28 protein-coding genes and 1 tRNA gene are annotated in these 23,982 nt (G+C 63.7%); 13 read left to right on the plus strand and 16 right to left on the minus strand.

Annotated features, from left to right (window positions below):
* Positions 1-144 precede the first annotated feature (144 nt).
* Positions 145-744, plus strand: coding sequence for a short chain dehydrogenase (locus AWB79_RS16510; protein ID WP_061168685.1), 600 nt, complete (start codon positions 145-147; stop codon positions 742-744).
* Here AWB79_RS16510 and AWB79_RS16515 read toward each other — a convergent pair.
* The 5 genes from AWB79_RS16515 to AWB79_RS16535 all read right to left on the minus strand — a co-directional run bounded on the left by AWB79_RS16515 (position 734) and on the right by AWB79_RS16535 (position 3,140).
* Positions 734-1,084 (minus strand): hypothetical protein, encoded by a 351-nt coding sequence (locus AWB79_RS16515; protein WP_157695795.1) that lies wholly within the window; start codon positions 1,082-1,084, stop codon positions 734-736. The genes AWB79_RS16510 and AWB79_RS16515 overlap by 11 nt on opposite strands.
* A gap of 114 nt (positions 1,085-1,198) precedes the next feature.
* Positions 1,199-1,570, minus strand: coding sequence for a hypothetical protein (locus AWB79_RS16520; protein ID WP_232470919.1), 372 nt, complete (start codon positions 1,568-1,570; stop codon positions 1,199-1,201).
* Positions 1,537-1,613: transfer RNA gene (locus AWB79_RS16525), tRNA-Pro, on the minus strand. Before AWB79_RS16525 ends, AWB79_RS16520 begins: the two co-directional genes overlap by 34 nt.
* Before the next feature lie 89 nt (positions 1,614-1,702).
* Complete coding sequence (locus tag AWB79_RS16530) at positions 1,703-2,110, minus strand: hypothetical protein (protein ID WP_232470920.1); 408 nt, start codon at positions 2,108-2,110, stop codon at positions 1,703-1,705.
* Positions 2,111-2,249: 139 nt separating this feature from the next.
* On the minus strand, positions 2,250-3,140 hold the full coding sequence (locus AWB79_RS16535) for a LysR family transcriptional regulator (protein ID WP_061168506.1): 891 nt from the start codon (positions 3,138-3,140) through the stop codon (positions 2,250-2,252).
* A gap of 101 nt (positions 3,141-3,241) precedes the next feature.
* Here AWB79_RS16535 and AWB79_RS16540 point away from each other — a divergent pair, with 101 nt between their 5' ends.
* Positions 3,242-3,655, plus strand: a complete 414-nt coding sequence (locus AWB79_RS16540) for a DoxX family protein (protein WP_061168507.1) — start codon at positions 3,242-3,244, stop codon at positions 3,653-3,655.
* A 3-nt stretch (positions 3,656-3,658) separates the two neighbouring features.
* Here AWB79_RS16540 and AWB79_RS16545 read toward each other — a convergent pair whose 3' ends face one another.
* Positions 3,659-4,582 (minus strand): LysR family transcriptional regulator, encoded by a 924-nt coding sequence (locus AWB79_RS16545; RefSeq protein ID WP_061168508.1) that lies wholly within the window; start codon positions 4,580-4,582, stop codon positions 3,659-3,661.
* A 67-nt stretch (positions 4,583-4,649) separates the two neighbouring features.
* Positions 4,650-5,468 carry an IclR family transcriptional regulator gene (locus AWB79_RS16550; RefSeq protein ID WP_061168509.1) on the minus strand — a complete coding sequence of 273 codons (819 nt, stop codon included), beginning with the start codon at positions 5,466-5,468 and terminating at the stop codon, positions 4,650-4,652.
* A gap of 230 nt (positions 5,469-5,698) precedes the next feature.
* On the opposite strand from AWB79_RS16550, the gene AWB79_RS16555 reads away from it, so the two are divergent.
* Genes AWB79_RS16555 through pcaC form a run of 6 tightly spaced genes read left to right on the plus strand, consistent with a single transcriptional unit; the run spans position 5,699 to position 10,836 of the window.
* Positions 5,699-6,391, plus strand: coding sequence for a 3-oxoacid CoA-transferase subunit A (locus tag AWB79_RS16555; protein WP_061168510.1), 693 nt, complete (start codon positions 5,699-5,701; stop codon positions 6,389-6,391).
* A gap of 13 nt (positions 6,392-6,404) precedes the next feature.
* Positions 6,405-7,061 carry a 3-oxoacid CoA-transferase subunit B gene (locus AWB79_RS16560; RefSeq protein WP_061168511.1) on the plus strand — a complete coding sequence of 219 codons (657 nt, stop codon included), beginning with the start codon at positions 6,405-6,407 and terminating at the stop codon, positions 7,059-7,061.
* Positions 7,062-7,081: 20 nt separating this feature from the next.
* Positions 7,082-8,284, plus strand: coding sequence for a 3-oxoadipyl-CoA thiolase (gene pcaF / locus AWB79_RS16565; RefSeq protein ID WP_061168512.1), 1,203 nt, complete (start codon positions 7,082-7,084; stop codon positions 8,282-8,284).
* A gap of 4 nt (positions 8,285-8,288) precedes the next feature.
* Positions 8,289-9,656 (plus strand): 3-carboxy-cis,cis-muconate cycloisomerase, encoded by a 1,368-nt coding sequence (locus tag AWB79_RS16570; protein ID WP_061168513.1) that lies wholly within the window; start codon positions 8,289-8,291, stop codon positions 9,654-9,656.
* Between the two features lie 4 nt (positions 9,657-9,660).
* Positions 9,661-10,452 carry a 3-oxoadipate enol-lactonase gene (pcaD, locus tag AWB79_RS16575; protein ID WP_061168514.1) on the plus strand — a complete coding sequence of 264 codons (792 nt, stop codon included), beginning with the start codon at positions 9,661-9,663 and terminating at the stop codon, positions 10,450-10,452.
* Positions 10,453-10,836 carry a 4-carboxymuconolactone decarboxylase gene (gene pcaC, locus AWB79_RS16580; RefSeq protein WP_061168515.1) on the plus strand — a complete coding sequence of 128 codons (384 nt, stop codon included), beginning with the start codon at positions 10,453-10,455 and terminating at the stop codon, positions 10,834-10,836. It begins immediately after the preceding gene.
* A 65-nt stretch (positions 10,837-10,901) separates the two neighbouring features.
* Here pcaC and AWB79_RS16585 read toward each other — a convergent pair whose 3' ends face one another.
* From AWB79_RS16585 to AWB79_RS39540, 3 genes are all read right to left on the minus strand, one after another.
* Positions 10,902-12,185 (minus strand): DUF3443 domain-containing protein, encoded by a 1,284-nt coding sequence (locus AWB79_RS16585; protein WP_061168516.1) that lies wholly within the window; start codon positions 12,183-12,185, stop codon positions 10,902-10,904.
* A gap of 10 nt (positions 12,186-12,195) precedes the next feature.
* Entirely contained in the window at positions 12,196-12,657 is a 462-nt protein-coding gene (locus AWB79_RS16590) for a DUF2844 domain-containing protein (RefSeq protein ID WP_061168517.1), read from the minus strand.
* 138 nt (positions 12,658-12,795) lie between these two features.
* Positions 12,796-13,074, minus strand: a complete 279-nt coding sequence (locus AWB79_RS39540) for a hypothetical protein (RefSeq protein ID WP_157695796.1) — start codon at positions 13,072-13,074, stop codon at positions 12,796-12,798.
* Here AWB79_RS39540 and bamC point away from each other — a divergent pair, their 5' ends adjacent.
* The 3 genes from bamC (at position 13,075) to AWB79_RS16600 (ending at position 15,100) form a co-directional block, all read left to right on the plus strand.
* Positions 13,075-14,301: an NlpB/DapX family lipoprotein gene (gene bamC, locus AWB79_RS16595; RefSeq protein WP_061168518.1), complete on the plus strand. Its 1,227-nt coding sequence runs from the start codon at positions 13,075-13,077 to the stop codon at positions 14,299-14,301.
* Between the two features lie 216 nt (positions 14,302-14,517).
* On the plus strand, positions 14,518-14,793 hold the full coding sequence (locus AWB79_RS39545; protein WP_157695797.1) for a hypothetical protein: 276 nt from the start codon (positions 14,518-14,520) through the stop codon (positions 14,791-14,793).
* 16 nt (positions 14,794-14,809) lie between these two features.
* Positions 14,810-15,100 (plus strand): putative quinol monooxygenase, encoded by a 291-nt coding sequence (locus AWB79_RS16600; RefSeq protein WP_061168519.1) that lies wholly within the window; start codon positions 14,810-14,812, stop codon positions 15,098-15,100.
* A 15-nt stretch (positions 15,101-15,115) separates the two neighbouring features.
* Here AWB79_RS16600 and AWB79_RS16605 read toward each other — a convergent pair whose 3' ends face one another.
* From AWB79_RS16605 to AWB79_RS16615, 3 genes are all read right to left on the minus strand, one after another.
* A complete protein-coding gene (locus AWB79_RS16605; protein WP_061168688.1) occupies positions 15,116-15,376 on the minus strand; it encodes a hypothetical protein in 261 nt (86 codons plus the stop codon).
* Positions 15,377-15,521: 145 nt separating this feature from the next.
* Complete coding sequence (gene aceB / locus AWB79_RS16610; RefSeq protein ID WP_061168520.1) at positions 15,522-17,132, minus strand: malate synthase A; 1,611 nt, start codon at positions 17,130-17,132, stop codon at positions 15,522-15,524.
* A gap of 80 nt (positions 17,133-17,212) precedes the next feature.
* Positions 17,213-18,013, minus strand: coding sequence for a haloacid dehalogenase type II (locus AWB79_RS16615; protein ID WP_061168521.1), 801 nt, complete (start codon positions 18,011-18,013; stop codon positions 17,213-17,215).
* Between the two features lie 137 nt (positions 18,014-18,150).
* Here AWB79_RS16615 and AWB79_RS16620 point away from each other — a divergent pair, with 137 nt between their 5' ends.
* A complete protein-coding gene (locus AWB79_RS16620) occupies positions 18,151-19,053 on the plus strand; it encodes a LysR family transcriptional regulator (RefSeq protein ID WP_061168522.1) in 903 nt (300 codons plus the stop codon).
* Between the two features lie 156 nt (positions 19,054-19,209).
* Entirely contained in the window at positions 19,210-19,644 is a 435-nt protein-coding gene (locus AWB79_RS16625) for a universal stress protein (protein WP_061168523.1), read from the plus strand.
* 130 nt (positions 19,645-19,774) lie between these two features.
* On the opposite strand, the gene aceA is transcribed toward AWB79_RS16625, so the two are convergent.
* The 3 genes from aceA to AWB79_RS16640 all read right to left on the minus strand — a co-directional run bounded on the left by aceA (position 19,775) and on the right by AWB79_RS16640 (position 23,826).
* Positions 19,775-21,082 carry an isocitrate lyase gene (gene aceA / locus AWB79_RS16630; RefSeq protein WP_061168524.1) on the minus strand — a complete coding sequence of 436 codons (1,308 nt, stop codon included), beginning with the start codon at positions 21,080-21,082 and terminating at the stop codon, positions 19,775-19,777.
* A gap of 349 nt (positions 21,083-21,431) precedes the next feature.
* Positions 21,432-23,099 (minus strand): DEAD/DEAH box helicase, encoded by a 1,668-nt coding sequence (locus AWB79_RS16635; RefSeq protein ID WP_061168525.1) that lies wholly within the window; start codon positions 23,097-23,099, stop codon positions 21,432-21,434.
* Between the two features lie 457 nt (positions 23,100-23,556).
* Complete coding sequence (locus AWB79_RS16640) at positions 23,557-23,826, minus strand: acyl-CoA-binding protein (protein WP_061168526.1); 270 nt, start codon at positions 23,824-23,826, stop codon at positions 23,557-23,559.
* Positions 23,827-23,982: the final 156 nt, after the last annotated feature.

Genomic DNA, 23,982 nt, shown 5'->3' on the forward strand with positions numbered 1-23,982 from the left:
GGCATTTTTTTCGCCCGCACTTTGGGAGCGCTCGGCCGTGCGCTGCGTAGCGCACGCGACGGCGGTACGATAAGCGCTCGCTCTTTTCGTTCGCCGCGCGGACGCTTTACGCGCGGTTCCGCCATGTCGTTTCAGGAGGGGCTTATGCGTGTGCTGCTCGTAGGCGCAACAGGCTTGTTGGGCACGGAAATCAGACGGTGTCTCGAGCCTGAGCATGAAGTGATCGGCGCGAGCCGAAAGGGCTCGGATGTCTCGGTCGATTTGTCGAACAAGGCGAGCATCGTCGCGATGTATGACGCGGTCGGCAAGGTGGGCGCGGTCGTGTGCGTGGGCGGCGCAGCGAAGTTCGCGCCAATGGACGCGCTCGCCGATGACGACTACGCGTTCAGTCTCGCGAACAAGCTGATGGGGCAGGTGAATCTTGTGCGCTGCGCGAGCGGACATGTCGAGGAGGGCGGCTCCGTCACGCTGACGAGCGGCACGCTGTCTCAGCAGCCGATGATCGGCAGCGCGGCGGTGAGCATCGTCAACGCGGGTGTCGAAGGATTCGTGCGCGCGGCTGCACTCGAGTTGCAGGGAAAGATGCGCGTGAACGTCGTGAGCCCGGGATGGGTCGCGGAAACCTTGGCGTCGATGGGCAAGGATGCGGCTCAGGGCATCGCGGCGGTTGATGTCGCGAAAGTATACAAGCGCGCCATCGACGAAACGATGACCGGGCAGACGCTGCTCGCGGCTAAGACTTGACTGCGGCGCGCAGCCGCCTTCTTGTGCCGGCCGCCGCGCGAGTGGCCGGCGTCTTCACCTTCACCGACCAGTACACGATGCTCGGACCGACGCCCGAGGGCGGATAGGCGCGCCAGTCGCCTGCGCCGTGATGGAAGAAGTACAACGCAAAAAATCCGCCGGGCTTGGGCGCGCTGACGCAAACGTAACGGCCGCCGCCGGGATACACGCGCCCGAAGCGCGTGACGCGCGCGCGGCTTTCCGGATCGAACCATTTTGCGACTTCGGCGCGCAACGCGGATGCAGGTCGGCTAGCGGAGATGCGCCTTGCTGGCGAAGGCGCGGGGACAATCGAAGGCATGGTGCCATTCCTTATGTGTCGCCTTAAGACTAGAGCTTAAATCATTGACACACAAGTGTTTTTTTGCGTTTCACGTCTGAATATACGACGCTTGGCACGACCGGGTCGCGTGCGTCAGACGGCCATGCCCATCATCGCGGTGGTGTTGCTCAACGCCTCATCTTCGGCGCGGACTTTGAGCATCGCGTCGGCGAGTCGGTAGTAGAGTCGCGCGCGTTGTTCGAGCAGGGCGGGAGAGGCATCGGACGGAAGCGCTTCGTCGGCCATGTCGCCTGCCAACGCCTGGCCGGCGAAGTAGTCCCGCAAGGACATGCCGTAGTTGCTGTTGCCGGGAAAGGCGCGTGGGTTGCTGAGCTTGCTATAAGCCATTGTTCTTTTTTCGCCGATGATCACGTTGCCCGCACGGGCCAAAAAAAAGCTCTCCGGCCAGAAGCCGGAGAGCTTTTCGATACTGGTCGGGGCGAGAGGATTTGAACCTCCGACCACCTGCACCCCATGCAGGTACGCTACCAGGCTGCGCTACGCCCCGAGAGAACGAAAGTATATCAAAGAGAAACGAATAGTAGAACTGCTTCGACGAATTTCGCGATTGAAGTCAGCGAATTCACTCGCAAGAGATCAGAGCGTCAACTTCGACTGGGTGTACGGTGAGGTCTGAATCTGCACCGGACGCCCGGCGTCAACCGTTCGCCGTCCACGGGCAACGCGTTGACGCCTGCGAAAACGCAGCGCCAGCAACAGAGAAACCACGCAGGGAATCAGATAGGTCAGGACACGGCCCGCCCATGCCGTTCGCGATGCGAGACTCTCATACTCGGTGCGGTCGTGAAAGCTCGCCGACGCGAAGACCATCGTCAGCGTGAAGTCCAGGATCATCGCAAGAATGCACAGCACGAAGAAAAACAGTGCGCCGTTCCATTGCAACGCGCCCTGACGTACGTTCACCGCACGGCAGAGGAAAAGCGTCAGCGCCAGCAATGACAGACTGAAGGCCAGCGGAATCCAGGAAATTTCCATATCGCGCATGCTCGCGTTCGGGTGACGAAGCGATCCCGGCAGCACGCACGATGACAATGTGTCGCGCCTGTGGCCGGAACCGGAAGCGGCGCGATGATTACACGCGATCAACGATGTCAGAATAAGAGGAATCCTAATCGCCTTTGCCTCACTTGTGACCATCCGCAAGCGACTCCGAAAGAAAGTCGATGAAGGTCCGCACCTTGGTCGTCATGTATTTGCGACTCGTATACACCGCATAGACCGACGGCGCGAACGCCGTGTAGTGCGGCAGCACGCGCACGAGCGCGCCTGACGCCAGCTCCGGCTCCACGATCCACGCCGGGAAGTACGCTAGGCCGAGTCCCGCGCGCACGAGTTGCAGCGCCATCGAGGTATCGTTGGTCTTCAGCACGGCCTGATTCTTCACGGTGAACTCGCCGTCCGGGCCGTGCAGCGTGACCGATTCGACGTTGGTGTAAGTCGGCAACACAAACCGGTGCCGCGCAACGTCGTCCGGATGACGCAGCTTGCCGTGTTGCTCGAGATAGGCGCGCGACCCCGCGAGCACGAAAGGCATCTTGCACAGCGGCCGCACGATCAGCGACGGCGAAGGCTCGGAAGTCGCGCGTATCGCCATGTCGTAGCCTTCTTCGACTAGATCGACGAAGCGGTTTTCGAGCCGAAGATCGACGAGCACGCCTGGATAGCGCGCCTGATACGCGACCAGCATATCGGCGAACTTGCGATTGGCGAACCAGCCGGGCGCGGTGACCTTGAGCACGCCCTGAGGCTGCGCGGTCTGCACGCCGACCGCGGCCTCGGCGGTCTGCAGGATATCGAGCGCCTCGCTGCACTGTTCGTAATACACGTTGCCGGCTTCGGTCAGGCTGAGGTGACGCGTCGTCCGGTTCAGCAGTCGCACGCCGAGTTGCCGCTCCAGATTGGCGACGTGCTTGCTCGTCATCGCGGTCGAAATGTCGAGCCGTTCCGCAGCCTTGACGAAACTGCCCGCCTCGACGACCTCGCGGAATACCCGCAAGCTGGTCAGACCGTCCATCGATCATTTCCTGTCGAGAAACAAAACGCTAATGTTAGCCGGATTTATCGACAAGCGATGTCTGCTTAGACTGGCTCCAGTCCATTTTCGAGGAGTTCGCGATGTCCACTCAAATTCGCGCCGCAGCGCCCGCCACGCCCGCGCTGGCCAGTCACGCCCAGGCGCTGCTGCGAATCGTCGCTTCGTATGTGTTGCTCACGCATGCATCGGCGAAGCTGTTCCATGTGCCGCATATAGCCATGTTCGACGGCCTGCCGCTGTTCTCGCTGCTCGGCGTGGCGGGGATCATCGAACTGGTTGGCGGCGTGCTCGTGCTCGTCGGCTTCTTCGCGCGAGCGGCGGCGTTCGTGCTGTCGGGCGAACTCGCCTTCGCGTATTTCATCGGGCACGCGCCGGGCGGAAACTTTCTCCTGCCGCTGTTGAATCAGGGCGAGCCGGCCGTGTTGATGTCGTTCATCTTCCTGTTCATCGCGGCGGCGGGGCCGGGCGCGTGGAGCATCGACGCGCGCCGTTGAGATTCACTTCGGCCATTCGTCGAGTTCGTCGTTGAAGAGCGAAGCGACGATGCCGCGCAGCCATACCGTGCGCGCGTCGTTGTGAAACTTGCGATGCCAGTGCTGCTTCAGATCGAAGCGCGGCAACGCGAGCGGCGGCTCGGCGAGCGTGATCGACGCATGCTCGGCGACATACGCGAAGCCGATCGCATGCGGCACCGTCGCGATTAGATCGGTGCGCGAGAGAATGAAGGGCAGGCTCATGAAATGCGGCGTCTCGAGCACGGCGCGGCGCCGCACGCGTTCGCGGTCCAGATAGTTCTCCAGGATCTCCTGACTGCGGCCTTCGGCGCGCACCACCGCGTGGCCGCAGGCGAGAAAGCGTTCCAGCGTGAGCGGCTCGCTGGCGAACGGATGATCGCGCCGCATCAGGCAGATGAAGCGATGCGAGAACAGTCGCTGCTGAAAAAAATTGTTGCCGCGCAGATCGGGAAAATAGCCGACGGCGAGATCGATATCACCGGCTTCGAGCCCGCGCTCCACATTCCCGTGCGATGCCGACACCGAACGGAGATTCGCATTCGGCGCTTGCTTCGCGAACGCCTGCAACAGGCGCGGGAGAAACACGATCTCGCCGACATCGGACAGCGCGATCGAAAAAGTCTCCGCGCTCACCGACGGATCGAAGTGCTGCCGGTCGAGCAGACCGCGCTCGATGCGCGCCAGCGCCTCGCGCGCCGCGGGCACCAGCGCGATGGTGCGCGGCGTCGGCTCCATGCCGCGCGACGTGCGCACGAACAGCGGATCGTTGAAGTACTCACGCAGCCGGGCCAGCGCGGTCGACACGCGCGGCTGACTCACGCCGAGCCGCTCGGCGGCGCGGCTCACGTTGCGCGTTTCCTCGATTGCGACGAGGTACGGAATCAGATTCAGGTCGAGGTCGGTCATGACGCGGTGCTCCGACGACGATCTTGGCGCGCGCGATCCATCGCGTCAACGAGGGCGAGCCTCGCGCTCATCCGCGCCGCGCGACCATGTCGGACACGCGCTGCGCCGCTTCCTGAAGCGGCTCGAGAAACGCTTTCACCATCTGCTTTGCGTTCTTGCGCTGGGCGTTGCCGCTGATGTTCAGCGCCGCGATCACGCGGCCTTGCCGGTCGCGGATCGGCGCGGACATCGAAATCAGTCCTTCCTCCAGTTCCTGATCGACGATCGCCCAGCCTTGGCGGCGCACGAGCGCGATGGATTCCTTCAGCGCGTCTTTATCGACGATCGTGCGCGGCGTGCGCGCGGTGAGGTCGCTGGCGTCGAGCGCGGCGTCGAGGCGATCGTCGTCGAGCGCGGCGAGCAGCACGCGGCCCATCGACGTGCAGAAAGCGGGCAGGCGGCTGCCGATAGACAAGTTCTGCGTGATGATCTTGTGCGTCGGCACGCGCAGCACGTAGACGATCTCTGCGCCGTTCAGCACCGCCGCCGAGCAGCTCTCGTGCACCTGCTCGACGAGATCTTCCATGACCGGCTCGGCGAGATTCCAGAACGGCATCGACGTGAGATACGCGAAACCGAGATCGAGAATTTTCGGCGTCAGTTGAAAGAGACGCCCGTCCGCCTCGACATAGCCGAGCGATTGCAGCGTCAGCAGGATACGGCGCGCGCCCGCCCGCGTGAGTCCGGTGGCCGAGGCGACGTCGGTCAGTGTCTGGGCGGGGCGGTTCGCATCGAACGAGCGGATCACCGCGAGCCCGCGCGCGAACGACTGGACGTAGGCGTCGCCTGGACGAGCCTGCGCGTCCTGTGGCTCGCCGTCCGGATTCGGCGTGGCTGAATTTTTCATGAGGCTTGTCTCCAGGGAGCGAATCACGGCGGAGACTCCGTGAAAACCCGCAGTTTGCATAAGCTTCGTTGACACGACAACGAACGCAGGATTACCATGCCGATGTTCGCTAAACGAATCCATGTTCGCATATCGAACATTTCGATGCAAGTCTGATTTCGAGCAGGTAAACCCCGAGTTCGGGACGGGCGCGGCAGCAAGGCCGGCGCTCAGACTGGAGAAGAACGGCAATGATCAACAAGATTTTCGATTCGCTCGCGCAGGCCGTGGCCGACGTCCACGACGGAGCGACCATCATGATCGGCGGTTTCGGTACGGCGGGCATGCCGTCCGAGCTGATCGACGCGCTCATCGAGCAGGGCGCGCGCGAGCTCACGATCGTCAACAACAACGCCGGCAACGGCGACACGGGCCTGGCCGCGCTGCTCAAGGCGAAGCGCGTGCGCAAGATCATCTGCTCGTTCCCGCGTCAGACGGATTCGCATGTGTTCGACGCGCTCTATCGCGCGGGCGAAATCGAGCTGGAACTCGTGCCGCAGGGCAATCTGGCCGAGCGCATCCGCGCGGCGGGCGCGGGCATCGGCGGTTTCTTCACGCCGACGGGCTATGGCACGAAGCTCGCCGGAGGCAAGGAGACGCGCGTGATCGACGGCAAGCACTACGTGCTGGAAGCGCCGCTGCACGCCGATTTCGCGCTCATCAAGGCATTCAAGGGCGACCGCTGGGGCAATCTGGTCTATCGTAAAACTGCACGCAACTTCGGGCCGATCATGGCGAGCGCGGCGAAGACCGCCATCGTGCAGGTGTCGAAGGTCGTGCAACTCGGCGAGCTGGACCCGGAAAACATCGTGACGCCGGGGATTTTCGTGCAGCGCGTCGTGGAAGTGCCGCAAGCGGTGCATCAAGCCGAACTCGCAGCTTAAGGAATCGAAAGCCATGAAGAAACTCACTCGTGACGAAATGGCCAAGCGCGTGGCCGCGGACATTCCCGAAGGCGCGTACGTGAACCTGGGCATCGGCGTGCCGACGCTCGTCGCCAATCATCTCGCGGCGGATCGCGAAATCTTCCTGCACAGCGAAAACGGCCTGCTCGGCATGGGCCCGGCGCCCGCCAAAGGCGCGGAAGACGACGAGCTCATCAACGCCGGCAAGCAGCATGTGACGCTGCTCACGGGCGGCGCGTATTTTCACCACGCCGATTCGTTCGCGATGATGCGCGGCGGCCACCTCGACTTCTGCGTGCTCGGCGCGTTCCAGGTGTCGGCGAAGGGCGATCTCGCGAACTGGCACACCGGTGCGCCCGATGCGATCCCGGCGGTCGGAGGCGCGATGGATCTCGCGATCGGCGCCAAGCAGGTCTACGTGATGATGGAACTGCTGACGAAGCAGGGCGAAAGCAAGCTGGTCGACGTCTGCACGTACCCTGTGACGGGCGTGGAATGCGTGAACCGCGTATACACGGATCTGGCCGTGTTCGACGTGACGCCGGAAGGCCTCGTCGTGCGCGAAATCGTGGACGGCCTGTCGTTCGAAGAATTGCAGAAGCTCGCGCAAGTGCCGCTTCAATATGCGCCGCTGACCGAAGCCGCCTGAGAGAACCGGAGAGACTGGAAATGAAAGAAGCTTTCGTATGTGACGCGATTCGCACGCCCATCGGCCGATACGGCGGCTCGCTGTCCTCCGTGCGCGCCGACGATCTCGGCGCAGTGCCGCTGCGCGCTTTGGTCGAGCGCAACAAGGAAGTGGACTGGGAAGCCATCGACGAAGTGATCTACGGCTGCGCGAATCAGGCGGGCGAAGACAACCGTAACGTGGCGCGCATGTCGGCGCTGCTGGCGGGGCTGCCGATCGGCACGCCGGGCTCGACGGTGAACCGCCTGTGCGGTTCGGGCATGGACGCGATCGGCGTCGCGGCCCGCGCGATCAAGTCGGGCGAGACGAGCCTCATGATCGCGGGCGGCGTCGAAAGCATGAGCCGCGCGCCGTTCGTGATGGGCAAGGCGACGAGCGCGTTCTCGCGTTCCGCCGAAATCCACGACACGACCATCGGCTGGCGTTTCGTCAATCCGCTGATGAAGAAGCAGTACGGCGTCGATTCGATGCCCGAGACCGCCGAAAACGTCGCGGACGATTACAAGATCAGCCGCGCCGATCAGGACGCATTCGCTGTGCGCTCGCAGCAGAAGGCGGCGCGCGCGCAGAAGGACGGCACGCTCGCGCAGGAAATCGTCGCGGTGACGATTCCGCAGAAGAAGGGCGATGCGCTCATCGTCGATCGTGACGAACATCCGCGTGAAACGAGCCTCGAAGCGCTGGCGAAGCTGAAGGGCGTCGTGCGTCCGGACGGTTCCGTGACGGCAGGCAACGCGTCGGGCGTGAACGACGGCGCGGTCGCCATGCTGATCGCCGACGAAGAAAGCGCCAAGCGCAACGGCCTCACGCCGCGCGCGCGCATTCTCGGTCTCGCCACCGCCGGCGTGCCGCCGCGCGTGATGGGCATTGGTCCGGGCCCGGCTTCGCAGAAGCTTCTGAAGCGTCTGGGCATGACCATCGACCAGATGGATGTGATCGAGCTGAACGAAGCGTTCGCGTCGCAGGGTCTCGCCACGCTGCGCATGCTCGGCGTCGCCGACGACGATCCCCGCGTCAACCCGAACGGCGGCGCGATCGCGCTCGGCCATCCGCTGGGCGCATCGGGCGCGCGTCTGGTCACGACCGCGAGCTATCAGCTGCATCGCACCGGCGGCCGCTATGCGCTGTGCACGATGTGCATCGGCGTGGGTCAGGGCATCGCGATGATCATCGAGCGTGTCTGAGCACATGTTTTCATCGACCGGACGTCTCACCGATCTCATTTGCGGCAACGCCGCCGCGAACGAGATCTGGTCGCCGCGCGCGACCGTGCAGGCGATGCTCGACGTCGAAGCCGCGCTCGCGCGTGCTTCGGCCGAGCACGGCGTGATTCCGGCGAGCGCGGTCCAGCGAATCGTCGACGCGTGCAACGCCGACAACATCGATGCCGAAGCGCTGATGACCGGCGCGGCCGCTGGCGGCAATCTGGCGATTCCGCTCGTCAAGCAGTTGACGGCGGTCGTGAAGTCGAAGGACGCGGAAGCCGCGAAGTACGTGCACTGGGGCGCGACGAGTCAGGACATCATCGATACGGGCGTCGTGCTGCAATTGCGCGCGTTTCTCGATCTGATCGATGCCGATTTGCGTGCCCTGAGCGATGCGCTCGTCGATCAGGCGCAAGCGCACAAAACAACGCCGATGATCGGCCGCACGTGGTTGCAGCAGGCGCTGCCGATCACGCTCGGTCTGAAATTCGCGCAATGGCTGGATGCGGTGACGCGTCATCGCGCGCGTCTCGTCGAGCTTCGCGACCGCGCGCTCGTGCTGCAGTTCGGCGGCGCGGCGGGCACGCTCGCGAGTCTGCGCGACAAGGCGCGGCCGGTCGCGCAAGCGCTCGCGGACGATCTGAAGCTGCAACTTCCGGCCTTGCCGTGGCACACGCAACGCGACCGCATCGCGGAAGCGGCGTCGTTTCTCGGCATGCTCACGGGCACGCTCGGCAAGATCGCGCGCGACATCTCGCTCATGATGCAGACCGAGCTCGGCGAAGTGGCCGAACCGGCGGCGGCGGGCAAGGGCGGTTCGTCGACCATGCCGCACAAGCGCAATCCGGTGGGCTGCGCGGCCGTGCTGACCGCCGCGACGCGCGCGCCGAATCTCGTCGCGACGATTTTCGCGGGCATGGTGCAGGAGCACGAACGCGCGCTTGGCGGCTGGCAGGCCGAATGGGAAGCGCTGCCGGATCTGGCGCGTCTGACGGCGGGTGCGTTGTCGAACATCGCAGGCATCGTGCCGTCGATGGAAGTGAATGTCGAACGCCTCGCGCGCAATCTCGATGTCACCAACGGCCTGATTCTCGGCGAAGCGGTGATGCTCGCGCTCGGTGACGCCATTGGCCGGCTCGACGCGCACAAGCTCGTCGAAGGCGCGTCGAAGGCATCGGTCGCGAACGGCGCGTCGCTCTTCGACGAGCTCGCCGCGAACGAAACCGTCGCGCGTCATCTGTCGCGAGATCAACTGAAGTCATTGCTCGATCCGGCGAACTACGTCGGACAGGCGCAGGCGTTCGTCGATGCCGCCATCGCGAACGCTCACTCGAATAAACAGGAGCAGTAAAAACATGCCTCTTGCCGAAGTCAACGGGACGCGGATCCACTATCGCGTCGATGTCACCGCGGGCGACCAAGCGCCGTGGCTCGTGCTGTCGAATTCGCTCGGCGCCGATGTGTCGATGTGGACGCCGAACATCGAAGCGTTCGCGCAGCACTATCGCGTCGTGCGTTATGACACGCGCGGCCATGGGCATTCCGACGTGCCGCCGGGCCCGTACACGATCGATCAGCTGATCGGCGACGTGATCGGCCTGATGGATCACCTGAAGATCGACCGCGCGAACTATTGCGGCCTGTCGATGGGCGGGCTGACCGGCATCGGTCTCGCCGCGCGTCATCCCGAACGCTTCTCGCGCGTGGTGCTGTCGAACACGGCCGCGCTGATCGGATCGGACGCCGTGTGGACGCCGCGCGCCGCGAAAGCGCGCGAGCCGGGCGGCATGCCCGCGCTGACCGACGCAGTGATCGCGCGCTGGTTCACCGCGCCGTTCATCGAGCGCGAGCAGCTCGAACTGGCGAACATCCGCGACACGTTCCGCCACACGTCGGGCGACGGCTACGCGTCGAACTGCGAGGCGATCCGCGACGCCGACCTGCGCGGCGAAGCGAAGAACATCAAGCTGCCGGTGCTCGTGATCGCGGGCACGCACGATCTGTCGACCACGGCCGAGCAGGGCCGCGAGCTCGCGGGCTATATCCAGGGTTCGCGTTACGTCGAGCTGGACGCGGCGCATCTGTCGAACATCGAAAAGCGCGACGAGTACACGCGCGCCGTGCTCGACTTCATCGGAGAACAGTGAATGAACGACGACGAACGTTATGAAGCGGGAATGAAGGTCCGCCGCGCCGTGCTGTCCGATGCGCACGTGGACCGCTCGCTCGCGAACCGCACCGAGCTGACGACCGAATTCCAGAATTTCATCACGCGCTATGCGTGGGGCGAGATCTGGACGCGCGAAGGCCTGCCGCGCCACACGCGCAGCCTGCTCACCATCGCGATGATGGTCGCGCTCAACCGCAGCGAGGAGCTTGCACTGCATCTGCGCGCCGCGAAGAACAACGGCGTGACGCAGGAAGAAATCAAGGAAGTGCTGCTGCAGACCGCCGTCTATTGCGGCGTGCCGGCGGCGAACTCGGCCTTCCACCTCGCGCAGAAAATCTTCGACGAGGAAAGCCGGGCGTAATCGCGTCAAGGCTCAGGCATGGAACCGTCTCCGGGCAACCGGAGACGGTTTTTTCGCTTTCGGACTCAGAACGCGTAGTACGGCCCGAGACCCGCCGGTGTCGCGCGCCCCTGGATCGCTGTGAACACGCGGCGCCCGTAGAAGAACGGCAAGCCCCAGTCGAAGTAGCCGCTCGCCGTGCCCGCGAGATTGTCGAAGGCGAAGTTGGCGGTGCCCAACAGCGCCGTCGATTGCGCGACGGTGAAGCTCACCGCGCTTTGCGCGCCGCTCGGCGAGCGGATCGTCGCGGCGAGCGTCTGCGGAGTCGCCGGGCAATACCACACGCCGCAGCGCGCCAGCGTGGTGGACGGGAAGAACACGCCGTTGGAGCCGCTGTCGATGAAGCTCGAGCCGTACTGGCTGCCGCCGAAATCCGTCGTCACATAGCCGTTCACTGAGTTCGACTTGAGGACGGTCGCCGCGCCGAGCAGATTATTCGACTGCGAGCCGATGCCGAAGGTCATCGTTCCTGTCACCGACGACGCGCCGCTGTCCGGCACGTCGGGCAGCTCGATCAGCACGCCGTTGTTGTCGCCGGCGAAGTTGGCGACCGGATTGGTCACCTGTTGCGCGACCGGCAGCGCGCTCGCGGCGCATCCGCCCGAGTTGCAGCCGTAGTACCAGCGCGGCATCGCGGAGTTCGCGCAACTTGCGCCGCAATCCGCCGTGAACGGCCCGACGCCAAGAATACCGTTGCCGCGCAGGGCCGAGGCGGTGAGCATCGGCAGGCCGGACTGGCTGCAGTCCTGCGCGGTGCCGGGCGCGGCGGTGTCGGCGATCAGTTGCACGGAGGTCGAAGGCGCGACCTGGCCGGCGAGCCGTACGTCTGCCTGGCGCACCGCGCCCCAGGTGTAGCCCGAGCCGAACACCGCGCATTCCGCGATGACGCCGCCGCCGCCGCTGGACACCAATGGCAGCGCCAACGACGGGCTGAGCGCCGCGGCCAGGATACGCAGACCGTGGGAGCCGGTGTCGACCTGAATGTTGTCGATCGTCTGACAGGTGTTCGTGCCGGGCACGCAGATCGTCACGCTGGTTTGCAGCATGTTGCGCGTGTTGGTGGGCGTGCTGGCGACGCGGATCGTCTGGACGTTGGGCGTGCTCGACTGAGGCACGCTGGTGTCGGCAAGCGGAGCGGATGCTTCGCTTGCGGGCGCGGCGGCGCTTGCCGGAGCGGGCGCGCTCGCGCTCGCCGGTGCGCTCGCGGCGGCGGGACTCGCGGAGTCGCCGCCACCTCCGCCCCCACAGGCGGCGGGCAGCGTGCACAAGGCCAATAGCACGAAACGGCGGAGAAGGGCGCGTGTGGTCATCGTCGGCCTCCTACTGGATATCCGCGGCGTTGACGCCGGGCGGCAACTCGCTCGCGAGCCATGCGCGTCCGCTGAACTCGCGGAGCCGGACGCGATTCTCGACGATCAGATCGCCCTGCGCGACACGCGTGGCGTGCAGGCCGACATCGCCCACAGACGCGTCCGCGCCTTTGCGGAACGTCTCGAAATAGGCGCCGAGCAGCGACTGCACGTCCGGCATCGCCGGCCCATGCCATGACACCGCATAGACATCGCCGCTCGAATCGACGTATTGGCGCACGACGATGCCGTGCGTATCGGTCGTTTCGCGGTAGTTGATCAGGCCGCCCTGAGCCTGATGCAGGACATCGCCTTGCGATGGGTTCGCGGTGCGCCCGGTCGCGCCGAGTTGAGCGTGCGCCGGATTCGTCGCGCCTAGCATGAGCACGGCGATGCCTAGCGCGGCATAGTAAGGAATTCTGATTTTTGTCATCGATTTCTCTCCGTTTATTAGGACTCTTCTTATTTTCGAGATGCGATTTTAGAGTGATGGCGAAAGAAAGTGATACATCGGCATCACGCGTCGGGGCGCTCGCGATCCGTCGGGGTGGCGGGAAAATTCGTTGTCGGATCAATGAGTTGCAAAAATTGAAAGGGCAAATTGCCGATCTTCGCAATTGTCATAAATTGTCAATTCGATGCGAAACGACTTAAATGGTAACTGCAGTCGCGTCGTTTCCTGTCGGATGGCCGCGTTCTCTATCCGAAAGCAAACATCCGAAAAACGCGCCTCGCCGCCGCCGTCTGGCGCCTGTTTGCCCCTCTTTTTGCACGGCATTGCGCCGGACCGGTAAAATACTTGGTTGATCCACGGAAGAACGCCCGTGGCGTAGCGGAAGGATTTCTCCAAATGACAGATTTTCGTGTAACCAAGCGGATGGCTGCGCTCTTCGCGGTCGCCGGCATCGTCGCGGGATGCGGCTCGACGAATCCCAACGCGTTCAACTACAAGAGCGATCAGCGTTCCAAACAGGTGTCTCTCGCCGTTCCGCCGAATCTGCTCGACGAGGCCGCCGACCAGCGCTCGCTGCCGCCGCAGGGCGGACAGGCATCGCTTTCCGGTCTGCAGCAGATCCAGAAAGTCGCGCCGAATGCGCCCACCGTGGTCCCGCCCGTGTCCGGCATGCATATTCAGCGTGACGGCACCGAGCGCTGGCTCGTCGTCGACGGCAAGTCACCCGATCAGGTGTGGCCGCAGGTCCGCCGCTTCTGGCAGGAACAGGGCTTCCTGCTCGTCGTCGATCAGCGCGACAAGGGCGTGATGGAGACCGACTGGAACGAAACCCATCCGCAGATCTCCGACGGCCTGATCCGCGACACGCTGTCCAAGGCGACCGGCAATTCGTATGTCACGGCTGAACGCAACAAGTACCGCACGCGCCTGGAAACGGCGCCCAACGGCGGCACCTACGTGTTCATCAGCCAGAAGGGCATGCGCGAGGCGCTGACCGGCGTGAACAACGACACGAGCCAGTGGCAGGCGCGGCCGAACGACCCGGCGCTCGAAAACGAATATCTGAAGCGGCTGATGTCCTCGCTGTCCATCGCCGACCAGCGTATGGCGTCCGGCGGCGCGACGCCGCTCGATACGTCGGCGCCGGCGGGCGGCACGGGCACGAATTCCGGGCAGGCGGCACAACCCGCGAAGGGAGATGCCAAGGCGGCTGCAGTGGCGGCGCAGAACGTCGCGAGTTCGGGCAATTCCCCGATTCGCAACGAAGTCGTGCCGGAAGCGGAGTCCTCGCAACTCACGCTGCCGGAAGCGTACGATCGCGCGTGGCTGCGCGTGGGCATCGCGCTCGACCGCGCCAACTTCACGGTGGACGACCGCGACCGCAACAAGGGCGTCTATTTCGTGCGCTACGTCGACCCGACGGACAAATCGTCTGCCGAGCAGGGCTTCTGGAGCCAGGTTTTCCACGGCCGCAAGGAAATGAAGGCGAAGCAGTATCAGATCAACGTGCGCGCGATCACCGAGCAGCAGACGCGCGTCGCGATCGTCGATGACAAGGGCAACGTGGATTCGTCGCCTCAAGCGCGTCAGATCATGGCCTTGCTTGCCGACCAGATCAGTTGATCCATTACCAAGCCTGATCGCGACATCGCGCATTCGCGTACGAACCGCCTCCTTCGGGAGGCGTTTTTTTATGCCTCCGCTATGTGGCCCGTGCCACGCAAACGATCACGTCAATGAACATTTAAATGTGCATGCAAATGGAAAAGCACGCAATGAATTGCGCAGACGATACTTTCCGTCGCGAAATGTGCGCAAAAGCTTATAGGAAAGGGTGGTGTGGACAGTACATTGCATCAGTGGCGCGAAACACCGCTCGCACGGCCGGCGGAAGTGGTCTCCGGCGCGCCCGGCACCGGACAAACAGACGAATGGCTCGCCTCGGCGAGCCCCGATGGCCCCGTCGCCTATCCTCGTAGGGCGACGGTTTTTGCCCGCGTTTCTTTGAAACGCGGGCTTTTTCTTTGGGCAGTCGCGGCGGTATTTCTGGGGTATCGGGCATTTCGGCGGCGCGCGGCGCGCGCGGTTATGCTCGTGCTTTCATCGTTTCAATGAGAACAGGAGAAAACCCATGTCGGAAGTCGCCGTCGTCGCCATTTTTGTCGCCAAGCCGGGCAAGGAAGACGAGCTGAGGAAAGTGCTCGAAGCAAACGTCGAGCCGACGCGAAAAGAGCGGGGTGCGCTTCAGTACGATTTGCATCGCGACAACGCGGAGCCGCGCCGCTTTATCTTCGTGGAGCGCTGGGAAAGCCAGGAAACGCTCGATGAACACGGCAAGTCGGCGCACATTCAGGCGTTTCGCGCGAAGGCGCCGGATTTGTGCGAGCACGGCGAAGTGCGCGTCGCGAGCAAGATCCTCTGAGCGAAGCCGCGTGCTTCAGTGCGTCTCGTGCGGCACGTCGAGGATCAGGATGATGGTCCAGTCGGCGTCGCCGTCGTGATGATACTGACGCTCCGCCACGATAAACGGCTGCTGCTTGCCATCCGGCCCGAGAAAGAGCACGTCGCCTTCCATCGGCAGGCATTCGATGGGCGGCAGCGCCAGATACGCGTCCTTGTTCGCGCCGCGCGGCATCATTTTTTCGATCTTGCGCGATGCTGCTTCGGTCCATTCGATATCGAGCTGGATATTGCTCATGCTGTCGTTCGCACGCGAGGTGCGCTCCACGGTTGAATCGTTAAAAAAGACGATGCGCAATGTAGCACACGCCGTGCTCGATCCATGATGCGCTCCAAATGAAAAAAACGGCCCGCGGGCCGTTTTTTTCGTGGTGCGCGAACGCTCAGATTTCCTCGTACAGCGGCAGCGTCAGAAACTCGGTGAACTGCGCCGATGTCGACATTTCCTCGAAGATTTTCGCGGCGCGTTCGTACGGTTTCGTGTCGGCGCCCGAGGCGCTCACGCTCTGCTTCACCTTCTCCAGCTCGTCGATGGTGATGTCGCGAACCATCGCCGCCGTGACTTTGCGGCCGTCGTCGAGCTTGCCCTTCGGCGAGCGAATCCACTGCCACACTTGCGAGCGCGAGATTTCGGCGGTCGCGGCGTCTTCCATCAGGTTATGGATCGGCACACAGCCATTGCCCGCGAGCCACGAACCGAGATAGTGAATGCCGACGTTTACGTTATTGCGCAAACCCGCTTCCGTGATCGGCTCTTCCGGACGGAAGTCGAGCAGATCGTGCGCGGTCACCAGCACGTCGGTGCGCTGCTTGTCGATCTGGTTCGGCCGCTCGCCCAGTACCTTGACGAACTCTTCCATCGCCACGGGCACGAGGCCCGGATGCGCGACCCAGCCGCCGTCGTAGCCGTCGCCGGCATCGCGCGCCTTGTCGGAGCGCACGCCGCCCATGGCGCGGTCGTTGGCGGCGGGATCGCTCTTGATCGGAATCAGCGCCGACATGCCGCCGATGGCGGGCGCGTTGCGCTTGTGGCAGGTCTTGAGCAGTTCGAGCGCGTAGGCGCGCATGAACGGCGAGGTCATCGTGATCTTCGCCCGGTCCGCGAGGCAGAAGTCCGTGTCGTTCTTGAACTTCTTGATCGCCGAGAAGATGTAGTCCCAGCGGCCGGCGTTGAGCCCCGAGCTGTGCTCGCGCAGCTCATACAGAATTTCGTCCATTTCGAACGCGGCGAGGATCGTTTCGACGAGCACCGTCGCGCGAATCGTGCCGCGCGCAATGCCGACGCTCTCCTGAGCCGCGACGAAGATGTCGTTCCAGAGGCGCGCTTCGAGATGGCTTTCCATCTTCGGCAGATAGAAATAGGGGCCGCTGCCACGCGCGATCAACTCCTTCGCGTTATGGAACAGGAACAGCGCGAAATCGAAGATGCCGCCCGACACGCGCTGACCATCGACGGTGACGTGCTTTTCATCGAGATGCCAGCCGCGCGGGCGCACGATCAGCGTCGCGATCTTGTCGTTGAGCTTGTATGACTTGCCGTTCTGTTCGAGCGAAATCGTGCGGCGCACGGCTTCCTTCAGGTTGATCTGGCCGACGATCTGGTTGTCCCAGTTCGGCGCGTTCGAATCCTCGAAGTCGGTCATGTACGAATCCGCACCGGAGTTGAGCGCGTTGATGATCATCTTGCGCTCGACAGGACCGGTGATTTCGACGCGGCGGCATTGCAGGTCGGCGGGCAGCGGCGCGACTTTCCAGTCGCCCTCGCGGATCGATTTCGTTTCTTCAAGGAAGTTCGGGCGCTCGCCCGCATCGAGACGCTTCGTGCGCTCGACGCGCGCGGCGAGCAATTGCTGGCGGCGCGGCTCGAACTGGCGATGCAGCGTGGCGACGAACGCCAGCGCGTCGGGCGTCAGAATGGATTCGTAGCCGGGCTTGATGTCGGCCGAGATTGCCATGCCTTTGGGAAGCGTGAGCGGATTCGACGGTTGCGTCATGGTTTTCTCCTTGGTCGGTCAGACGGTTTTGCTAGTGGTTGTGCGCTTATGCGGTTATGCGGTTATGCGTGAAAGATGCGTCAGCCGGATGGCTTGCGCGCGCCGCCGCGACGGCTCGCTCCAGGGCTGTTTTCCCGAACGCGCCCGCTTTCGATGAATGCAATGAGTTCGGCCATGCCGCGCCCGGACCCGTGTGGCGCGACGCCCAGTTCCTCGGGCGGCAGGCCGGCGCGATTGATCCAGAACGTCGTGTAGCCGAACCACGCCGCGCCGGCGACATCCCAGCCGTTCGACGACACGAACACGATGTCGCGCGCGGCCGCGCGGAATGCGCGTGTGCCGAGCGCATAGGCTGCGGCGGCGGGCTTGTAGGCGCGCACGGCATCGACGGACAGCACGTGATCGAAAAGTCCGTTCATGCCGGCGCTCTTGACTGCGATGTCGAGCATCGGCGGATTGCCGTTGGAGAGAATCGCGAGCGGAATGTCGAAGCGTTCGCGCAGCGCCTTGAGCGCGGGCACCGTGTCGGGGAACGCGGAGAGACACGCGTATTCGTCCATCAGGCGCTTTTCGGCGGCGCTCGTGAGCGCGTCGGCGAGTTTCAGCGCGGCGGCGGCGTGGCGCAGCGCATCGAGAGTGATATTCCAGAACGGCACGTAATGCGCGCCGGACGGATCGGCGAGCGTCCGCAACTGCGTGTACTCGATCTGCTTGCGACGCCAGAGCTGCGAGAGCGCGTCGCCGTGGCCGGGGAAAAGCTGTTCGGCCAACGCGATCACCGAGTGGACGTCGAACAGCGTGCCGTAAGCGTCGAAGACGACTGCGCGTGGCGACGCGTTATAAGCGGATGAAGATGATGCGTGTGTCGTTATGGCCGACATGGCCGTGCGCTCCAATTCGAGGTCGGGTCGATTGTATTCGTGATCTAAGTGATGGAAAAAGTACCGCCTTATCACTTGATCTTTTACTTTTTCACACCTAATCTGTGCGCAAGCAGCCTTATTGACGACGAACACGCATGGATCGATTCAAGCAGATAGAGACCTTCGCCTCGGTCGCGGCGAAGGGGAGCCTTTCGGCGGCGGCGCAGGCGGAGGGCATTGCGCCGGCCGTGATCGGCCGCCGGCTCGATGCGCTCGAGGAGCGTCTCGGCGTGAAACTGCTGGTGCGCACGACCCGCAAGATCACGCTGACCTTCGAGGGCTCGGCGTTTCTGGAGGACTGTCAGCGCATCATCAACGACATGCAGAACGCCGAGGCCAGCGTTTCGGCGGGCGGCGTGAAGGCGAGCGGGCATCTGCGCGTGTCCGCGCCGGCCGGGTTCGGGCGCAGGCACGTTGCGCCGCTCGTGCCGAAATTCACGGCGCAGCATCCGGATGTTTCCGTGAGCCTCGATCTGACCGACCGCATGGTCGATCTTGTCAACGAAGGTTTCGACTGCGCGATCCGGCTGGGCGAGCTGCCGGATTCGTCGCTGGTGTCGCTCAAGCTGGGCGAGAACCGGCGCGTGTGCGTTGCGTCGCCGGACTATCTCGCGCGGCGCGGCGAGCCCGCGGACCTCGCGGCGCTCGTGCATCACAATTGTCTCGCGCTCGGCGCTTCCGCGAACCAGCAACGCGGCTGGGTGTTCGAGGAGGACGGCAAGGTCGTGACCATCAAGGTTTCGGGCACGATGGAATGCTCCGACGGCGCGGTGCTGCACGAATGGTGTCTCGAAGGGCGCGGCCTCGCGTGGCGCTCGTGGTGGGAAGTGGGCGAGGATATCGGCGCAGGGTGCCTCGTGAGCGTGCTCGATGCGTTCGCCGCCCCGCCGATCGGAATCCACGCCGTGTTTCCGCAACGACGTCATTTGCCGTTGCGCGTGCGGCTGTTCCTCGATCTGCTGAAGCATACGTATCAGGCTCCGGGGTATTGGGGATGAGGCCTCCGTTCGTTCATGCGGTCCACGCGACGATACGGATTCCTATCGAAAGGATGTGAAGCAAGCGCGTGCCGGGCGGCGATGGACCGAAATCTGGTCCGCTGCGGCCCGCGTTACTACAATAGAACCACGCACTCACCAGACGGGGAGGTCACCATGTTCAAACACATCCTCGTGCCGACCGACGGCTCCGAGCTATCGCAGAAAGCCATCGACGGCGCGATCGATCTCGCGCAATCCGTGGGCGCGCGCATCACGGCTTACGCGTGCCTGCCTCAATACCCGTATTCGCCTTTCGCCGATGTCGCCGTGGAGCCGCCCGACGACTTCCATGCCCGCGCGGAAAACGAAGCCCGCGAGCATCTGCGCGAAGTCGAGCGCGCCGCCGAAAGCGCGGGCGTGCCCTGCACCAGCGTGACGAGCGTCGATGCCGCGCCGTATATCGGCATCATCGAGGCGGCGGAGCAGAACGGCTGCGACGTCATCCTGATGGCCTCGCATGGACGGCGCGGCCTGGGCAGCCTGCTGATCGGCAGCGAGACGCAGCGCGTGCTCACGCATACCAAGATTCCGGTGATCGTCTACCGGTGACATCAAACGGAAGCGCACCGCGATGCGCTTTCGTTTGAGCGGCGGCCGCGGCGCGATACTGCACGCGCCGTGGCCGCCGCTTCTTCTCACCTCACTCCCTGATTCAACCTGTTCAACGGTCTTTGCGTGATTACGCGACCTTCTTGTCGAAGAATTGCTCGTCTTCCGTCGAGCCATGCAGCGCGGTCGTCGATGCCTCGCGCTCGACCGTCTGCGTGACCGCATCGAAGTAACCCGTGCCCACTTCGCGCTGATGCTTGACCGCCGTGAAGCCCTTGTCGGCGGCGGCGAACTCGGCCTGCTGCAACTCGACGAACGCGCTCATCTGCGAACGGGCGTAGCCGTGCGCGAGGTTGAACATCGAGTAGTTCAGCGCGTGGAAGCCGGCCAGCGTGATGAACTGGAACTTGTAGCCCATTGCGCCCAGCTCGCGCTGGAACTTGGCGATGGTCGCGTCATCCAGATTCTTCTTCCAGTTGAAGGACGGCGAGCAGTTGTACGACAGCATCTTGCCCGGGAATTCCTTGTGGATCGCCTCGGCGAACTTCTTCGCGTATTCGAGATCCGGCTTGCCGGTTTCGCACCAGACGAGGTCCGCGTACGGCGCATAGGCGAGGCCGCGCGACACGGCCTGTTCGAGACCCGGCTTCGTGCGGAAGAAGCCTTCCACGGTGCGCTCCCCGGTAAGGAACGGCTTGTCGTTTTCGTCGATGTCGGACGTGACGAGATCGGCCGCTTCCGCATCCGTGCGGGCGATCAGGAGCGTCGGCGTGCCGCACACATCCGCCGCCAGACGCGCGGCCGAGAGCTTCGCGACGTTCTCGCGCGTCGGCACGAGCACCTTGCCGCCCATATGGCCGCACTTCTTCACCGACGCCAGCTGATCCTCGAAGTGCACGCCCGCAGCGCCGGCTTCGATCATCGCCTTCATCAGTTCGAATGCGTTGAGCACGCCGCCGAAACCGGCTTCGGCATCGGCCACGATCGGTGCGAAGTAGTCGATATAGCCTTCGTCGCCCGGATTCTTGCCTTCGGACCACTGGATCTGGTCGGCGCGCGTGAGCGTGTTGTTGATGCGTTTCACGACGAGCGGCACGGAGTTCGCCGGATACAGCGACTGGTCCGGATACATTTCGCCGGCGACGTTGGCGTCGCCCGCCACCTGCCAGCCCGACAGATAGATGGCCTTGAGGCCGGCCTTGACCTGCTGCATCGCCTGATTGCCGGTCAGCGCGCCGAGCGCGTTGACGAACGGCTCATCGTGAATCGACGCCCACAGCCTCTCTGCACCACGCTTCGCGAGCGTGTGCTCCGGCTGCACCGAGCCGCGCAGGCGCACGACGTCTTCCGCCGAATAGCCGCGCTTGATGCCGTTCCAGCGCGGATCGGTTTCCCATTGCTGTTGGAGTTGCTGAGCTTGTTGTTGACGTGAGGTCATAGCGCTTCTCCTTGAAATTGGACTGAACGACGAATTCTGCTTAACTCTTATATAAGAGTCTAGGCAAATGCGATCTCGCGAAACAGCCCTTGGGAGAAGAAATGTCGAATATTTTTATCGCGTAAATTCAGTGGTTTACTGCGCTAATTCCATATTGTGGAATGTCTTTTTCTATCTCGCAACGAGCAGGTTTGTGCCGCGCAGCACATCTTTTGCGACACAAAAGATCATTGCGCATCGTGAAATATCACGACGGGCGAAAAAAAACCGATGCACGAGGCATCGGTTTTTTGAGTGTGCGGGAAGCAGCGTTAGAAGCCGCTTCCGCTTGGCATCGCCTGATAGCCGCTTAGCTGCCGCGACGCGGTGCGCGCGGGCCGTCGTTGCGGCGTGCGCTGTAGCCATCGCGCGAGCCGTAGCCGCCTTCGCGATTGCCGCCGCGATAGCCGCCGCCATCGCTGTTGCCACCACGGTAGCCACCATCGCTGTTGCCACCACGATAACCGCCGCCTTCGCTGCGATAGCCGCCGTCACGATAGCCGCCTTCGCGCGCGCCGGCGCTCGGCTTGTTGCCGTAGCCGCTGGCGTTGCCCGGGCCGTAGCTGCGGCCACCACCGTTGCCGTTGCCGCTGCCGAAGCGACGGCCGCCGCCGCCGTTACCGCCCGGACGGCCACGGCCGCCGCCGAAACCACCCTTGGGCGGCGCGCGGCGCGGCTCGAAGCCCGCGACGACGTTGACCGGCAGCGGCGAACGCACGAAGCGCTCGATACGCTTCAGCGCGCCCATTTCGGCGTAATGCACGAGGCTGACCGCCGTGCCGCTGCGGCCCGCGCGACCGGTACGGCCGATGCGGTGCACGTAGTCTTCCGCGAACTTCGGCAGGTCGTAGTTGAAGACGTGCGTGATGCCCGGAATGTCGATGCCGCGCGCGGCCACGTCGGTCGCGACCAGCACGCGCACGCGCTTTTCACGCAGCGCACGGATCGTGCGGTTACGCGCGCCTTGCGGCAGATCGCCGTGCAGCGCGGCGGATTCGAAACCGGCATCGGCCAGACGGTTGGCGATGAGATCGGCGTCGCTCTTGGTTGCCGTGAAGACGATCGCCTGATCGAGTTCTTCGTTACGCAGCAGATGATCGAGCAGACGATCCTTGTGATCGCGGTCGTCGACGTAATGCACGGTCTGCGCGATATTGCTCTTAGCTTCGAGCTTCTGCACGATCTCGATGCGTTCCGGATCCTTCAGCAGGCGGCCGGTCAGCGACGAAATCTTGCCGTCGATGGTCGCCGAGAACAGCAGCGTCTGGCGCGAGGCGGGCGTCGCGTCGACGATCGTCTCGATGTCTTCGATGAAGCCCATGTCGAGCATGCGATCGGCTTCATCGAGCACGAGCATGTTGAGTTCCGACAGGTCGATGCGGCCGCGCTCCAGATGGTCGATCAGACGACCCGGCGTCGCGACGAGAATCTCGGGATTCTTCGCGAGCAGCATCAACTGCTGGCCGTACGCGACACCGCCGAGAATGCTGACGGTGCGCAGGCGGCGCAGATGCTTGCCGTACGTGGTCGCGGCGGTCGAAACCTGCATCGCGAGTTCGCGGGTCGGCGTGAGCACGAGCAATTTCGGGCGCGCGATCGGCTGCGGACGACGGCCGCGCGGTGCGTTCGCGTCACGCGGGGCGCGCGGTTGCTGCGCTTCCTGCTTTTGCAGTTGCGCGAATTTTTCGATGGCGGGCAGCATGAAAGCCGCCGTCTTGCCCGAACCGGTCGGGCTGGACACGAGGAGGTCACGTCCGGCGAGCGCGGCGGGAATCGCGCGCTGCTGCACGGGCGTCGGAGACTGGTAGCCGGCTGCGGTCAGCGCGGACACGATTTCGGCGGAAAGGCCGAGCGATTCGAATGTGGGGCCAGCGGGCTTTTCGGCGGGCGCGTCAGCGGCCGGGGCGTCCGTCGTGGGGGTGATGCCAATTTGTGCTGCGAGGTTGTCCAACGGGCTAGCGGTGAAGCTCGAAGTCATGTCGATCCTTGAAACGAGGAATAAGGCGTCGGCGCCAATCGGCATACCCAGGTCGTTGGATTCAGCGAGCGAAGAAACAGCGAGCAAATCGAAAAACGAAGGTCACTCGCGCGAACGGGCGGCGAGTATCTTTGTTAGAAGCTGTATCGGATACGGCAGGCCCCAAGATTCGATGGGCGCTGACGTCAGCCTGATGCATGACGGGCCGTGTAAAAAATGCGCGCAGATGCAACGCAAAGGCCTGGCAGGGAGGGGACAGTTTCTAAACTGGATTGGAGCGAAACGCTACGAAGCGCCTTGCTGCGTGGGGCTTTGCCCGAAATATTCGACAGGCAGGCAACTCACAATCAAGCGCTGGGCGCCAGTATAACGTAATTTGCTGCACTGCGCCACATCTTAAAGCATGGCCGCGCCATCTTCGGGCATCCGATGGCGCGGCGACGAGCGCGGTGCGTACTCAGGCCGCTTCGCCGCGCTTCAGGGAATCGACGAGTTCGACGTAGCGAGCTTTGGCTTCGTCGGCGGGGGTGCCCCCGAGCGCAGCCCATGCTTCGTATTTGTACTTTCCGGCGATGTCGGTGAAACCGGGCTTCTCGCCCTGCACGTCGCCCAGGCTCGCCTGCTTGAACAGCGCGTAGAGACGCAGCAGCGTGAGATTGCCGGGGCGCTCGGGCAGTTGCGTCACGTGCGCCTGGGCCTGGGCGAATTGCTGGTCGATATCGGTCATGCGTGCTCCGTTGCTGTGGTTGAAAGTGCGCACGATCTTAGCAAGCGGGCGGGCGCCGTCGGTCGAGGCTTTCCTCCAGCCGGCATGCCTTTCAGACGCGATGCGGATCGCGCGGATCTGGTCGAAACGCGCGAAAGCGGGGCGGGTCCCGCATTA

The organism is Caballeronia hypogeia, from assembly GCF_001544875.2.
GTDB classification, from domain to species: Bacteria; Pseudomonadota; Gammaproteobacteria; order Burkholderiales; family Burkholderiaceae; genus Caballeronia; species Caballeronia hypogeia.

Coding starts and splice junctions, on each gene's coding strand:
- AWB79_RS16635 (WP_061168525.1), bottom strand. CDS start 23,099: ATGACTTCGAGCTTCACCGCTAGCCCGTTGGACAACCTCGCAGCACAA.
- AWB79_RS16535 (WP_061168506.1), bottom strand. CDS start 3,140: ATGGACGGTCTGACCAGCTTGCGGGTATTCCGCGAGGTCGTCGAGGCG.
- pcaD (WP_061168514.1), top strand. CDS start 9,661: ATGCCTCTTGCCGAAGTCAACGGGACGCGGATCCACTATCGCGTCGAT.
- AWB79_RS16570 (WP_061168513.1), top strand. CDS start 8,289: ATGTTTTCATCGACCGGACGTCTCACCGATCTCATTTGCGGCAACGCC.
- aceA (WP_061168524.1), bottom strand. CDS start 21,082: ATGACCTCACGTCAACAACAAGCTCAGCAACTCCAACAGCAATGGGAA.
- aceB (WP_061168520.1), bottom strand. CDS start 17,132: ATGACGCAACCGTCGAATCCGCTCACGCTTCCCAAAGGCATGGCAATC.
- pcaF (WP_061168512.1), top strand. CDS start 7,082: ATGAAAGAAGCTTTCGTATGTGACGCGATTCGCACGCCCATCGGCCGA.
- AWB79_RS16605 (WP_061168688.1), bottom strand. CDS start 15,376: ATGAGCAATATCCAGCTCGATATCGAATGGACCGAAGCAGCATCGCGC.
- AWB79_RS16545 (WP_061168508.1), bottom strand. CDS start 4,582: ATGACCGACCTCGACCTGAATCTGATTCCGTACCTCGTCGCAATCGAG.
- AWB79_RS16540 (WP_061168507.1), top strand. CDS start 3,242: ATGTCCACTCAAATTCGCGCCGCAGCGCCCGCCACGCCCGCGCTGGCC.
- AWB79_RS16625 (WP_061168523.1), top strand. CDS start 19,210: ATGTTCAAACACATCCTCGTGCCGACCGACGGCTCCGAGCTATCGCAG.
- bamC (WP_061168518.1), top strand. CDS start 13,075: ATGACAGATTTTCGTGTAACCAAGCGGATGGCTGCGCTCTTCGCGGTC.
- AWB79_RS16560 (WP_061168511.1), top strand. CDS start 6,405: ATGAAGAAACTCACTCGTGACGAAATGGCCAAGCGCGTGGCCGCGGAC.
- AWB79_RS16620 (WP_061168522.1), top strand. CDS start 18,151: ATGGATCGATTCAAGCAGATAGAGACCTTCGCCTCGGTCGCGGCGAAG.
- AWB79_RS16550 (WP_061168509.1), bottom strand. CDS start 5,468: ATGAAAAATTCAGCCACGCCGAATCCGGACGGCGAGCCACAGGACGCG.
- AWB79_RS16640 (WP_061168526.1), bottom strand. CDS start 23,826: ATGACCGATATCGACCAGCAATTCGCCCAGGCCCAGGCGCACGTGACG.
- AWB79_RS16615 (WP_061168521.1), bottom strand. CDS start 18,013: ATGTCGGCCATAACGACACACGCATCATCTTCATCCGCTTATAACGCG.
- AWB79_RS16590 (WP_061168517.1), bottom strand. CDS start 12,657: ATGACAAAAATCAGAATTCCTTACTATGCCGCGCTAGGCATCGCCGTG.
- AWB79_RS16555 (WP_061168510.1), top strand. CDS start 5,699: ATGATCAACAAGATTTTCGATTCGCTCGCGCAGGCCGTGGCCGACGTC.
- AWB79_RS16530 (WP_232470920.1), bottom strand. CDS start 2,110: ATGCGCGATATGGAAATTTCCTGGATTCCGCTGGCCTTCAGTCTGTCA.
- AWB79_RS16585 (WP_061168516.1), bottom strand. CDS start 12,185: ATGACCACACGCGCCCTTCTCCGCCGTTTCGTGCTATTGGCCTTGTGC.
- pcaC (WP_061168515.1), top strand. CDS start 10,453: ATGAACGACGACGAACGTTATGAAGCGGGAATGAAGGTCCGCCGCGCC.
- AWB79_RS16510 (WP_061168685.1), top strand. CDS start 145: ATGCGTGTGCTGCTCGTAGGCGCAACAGGCTTGTTGGGCACGGAAATC.
- AWB79_RS16600 (WP_061168519.1), top strand. CDS start 14,810: ATGTCGGAAGTCGCCGTCGTCGCCATTTTTGTCGCCAAGCCGGGCAAG.
- AWB79_RS16515 (WP_157695795.1), bottom strand. CDS start 1,084: ATGCCTTCGATTGTCCCCGCGCCTTCGCCAGCAAGGCGCATCTCCGCT.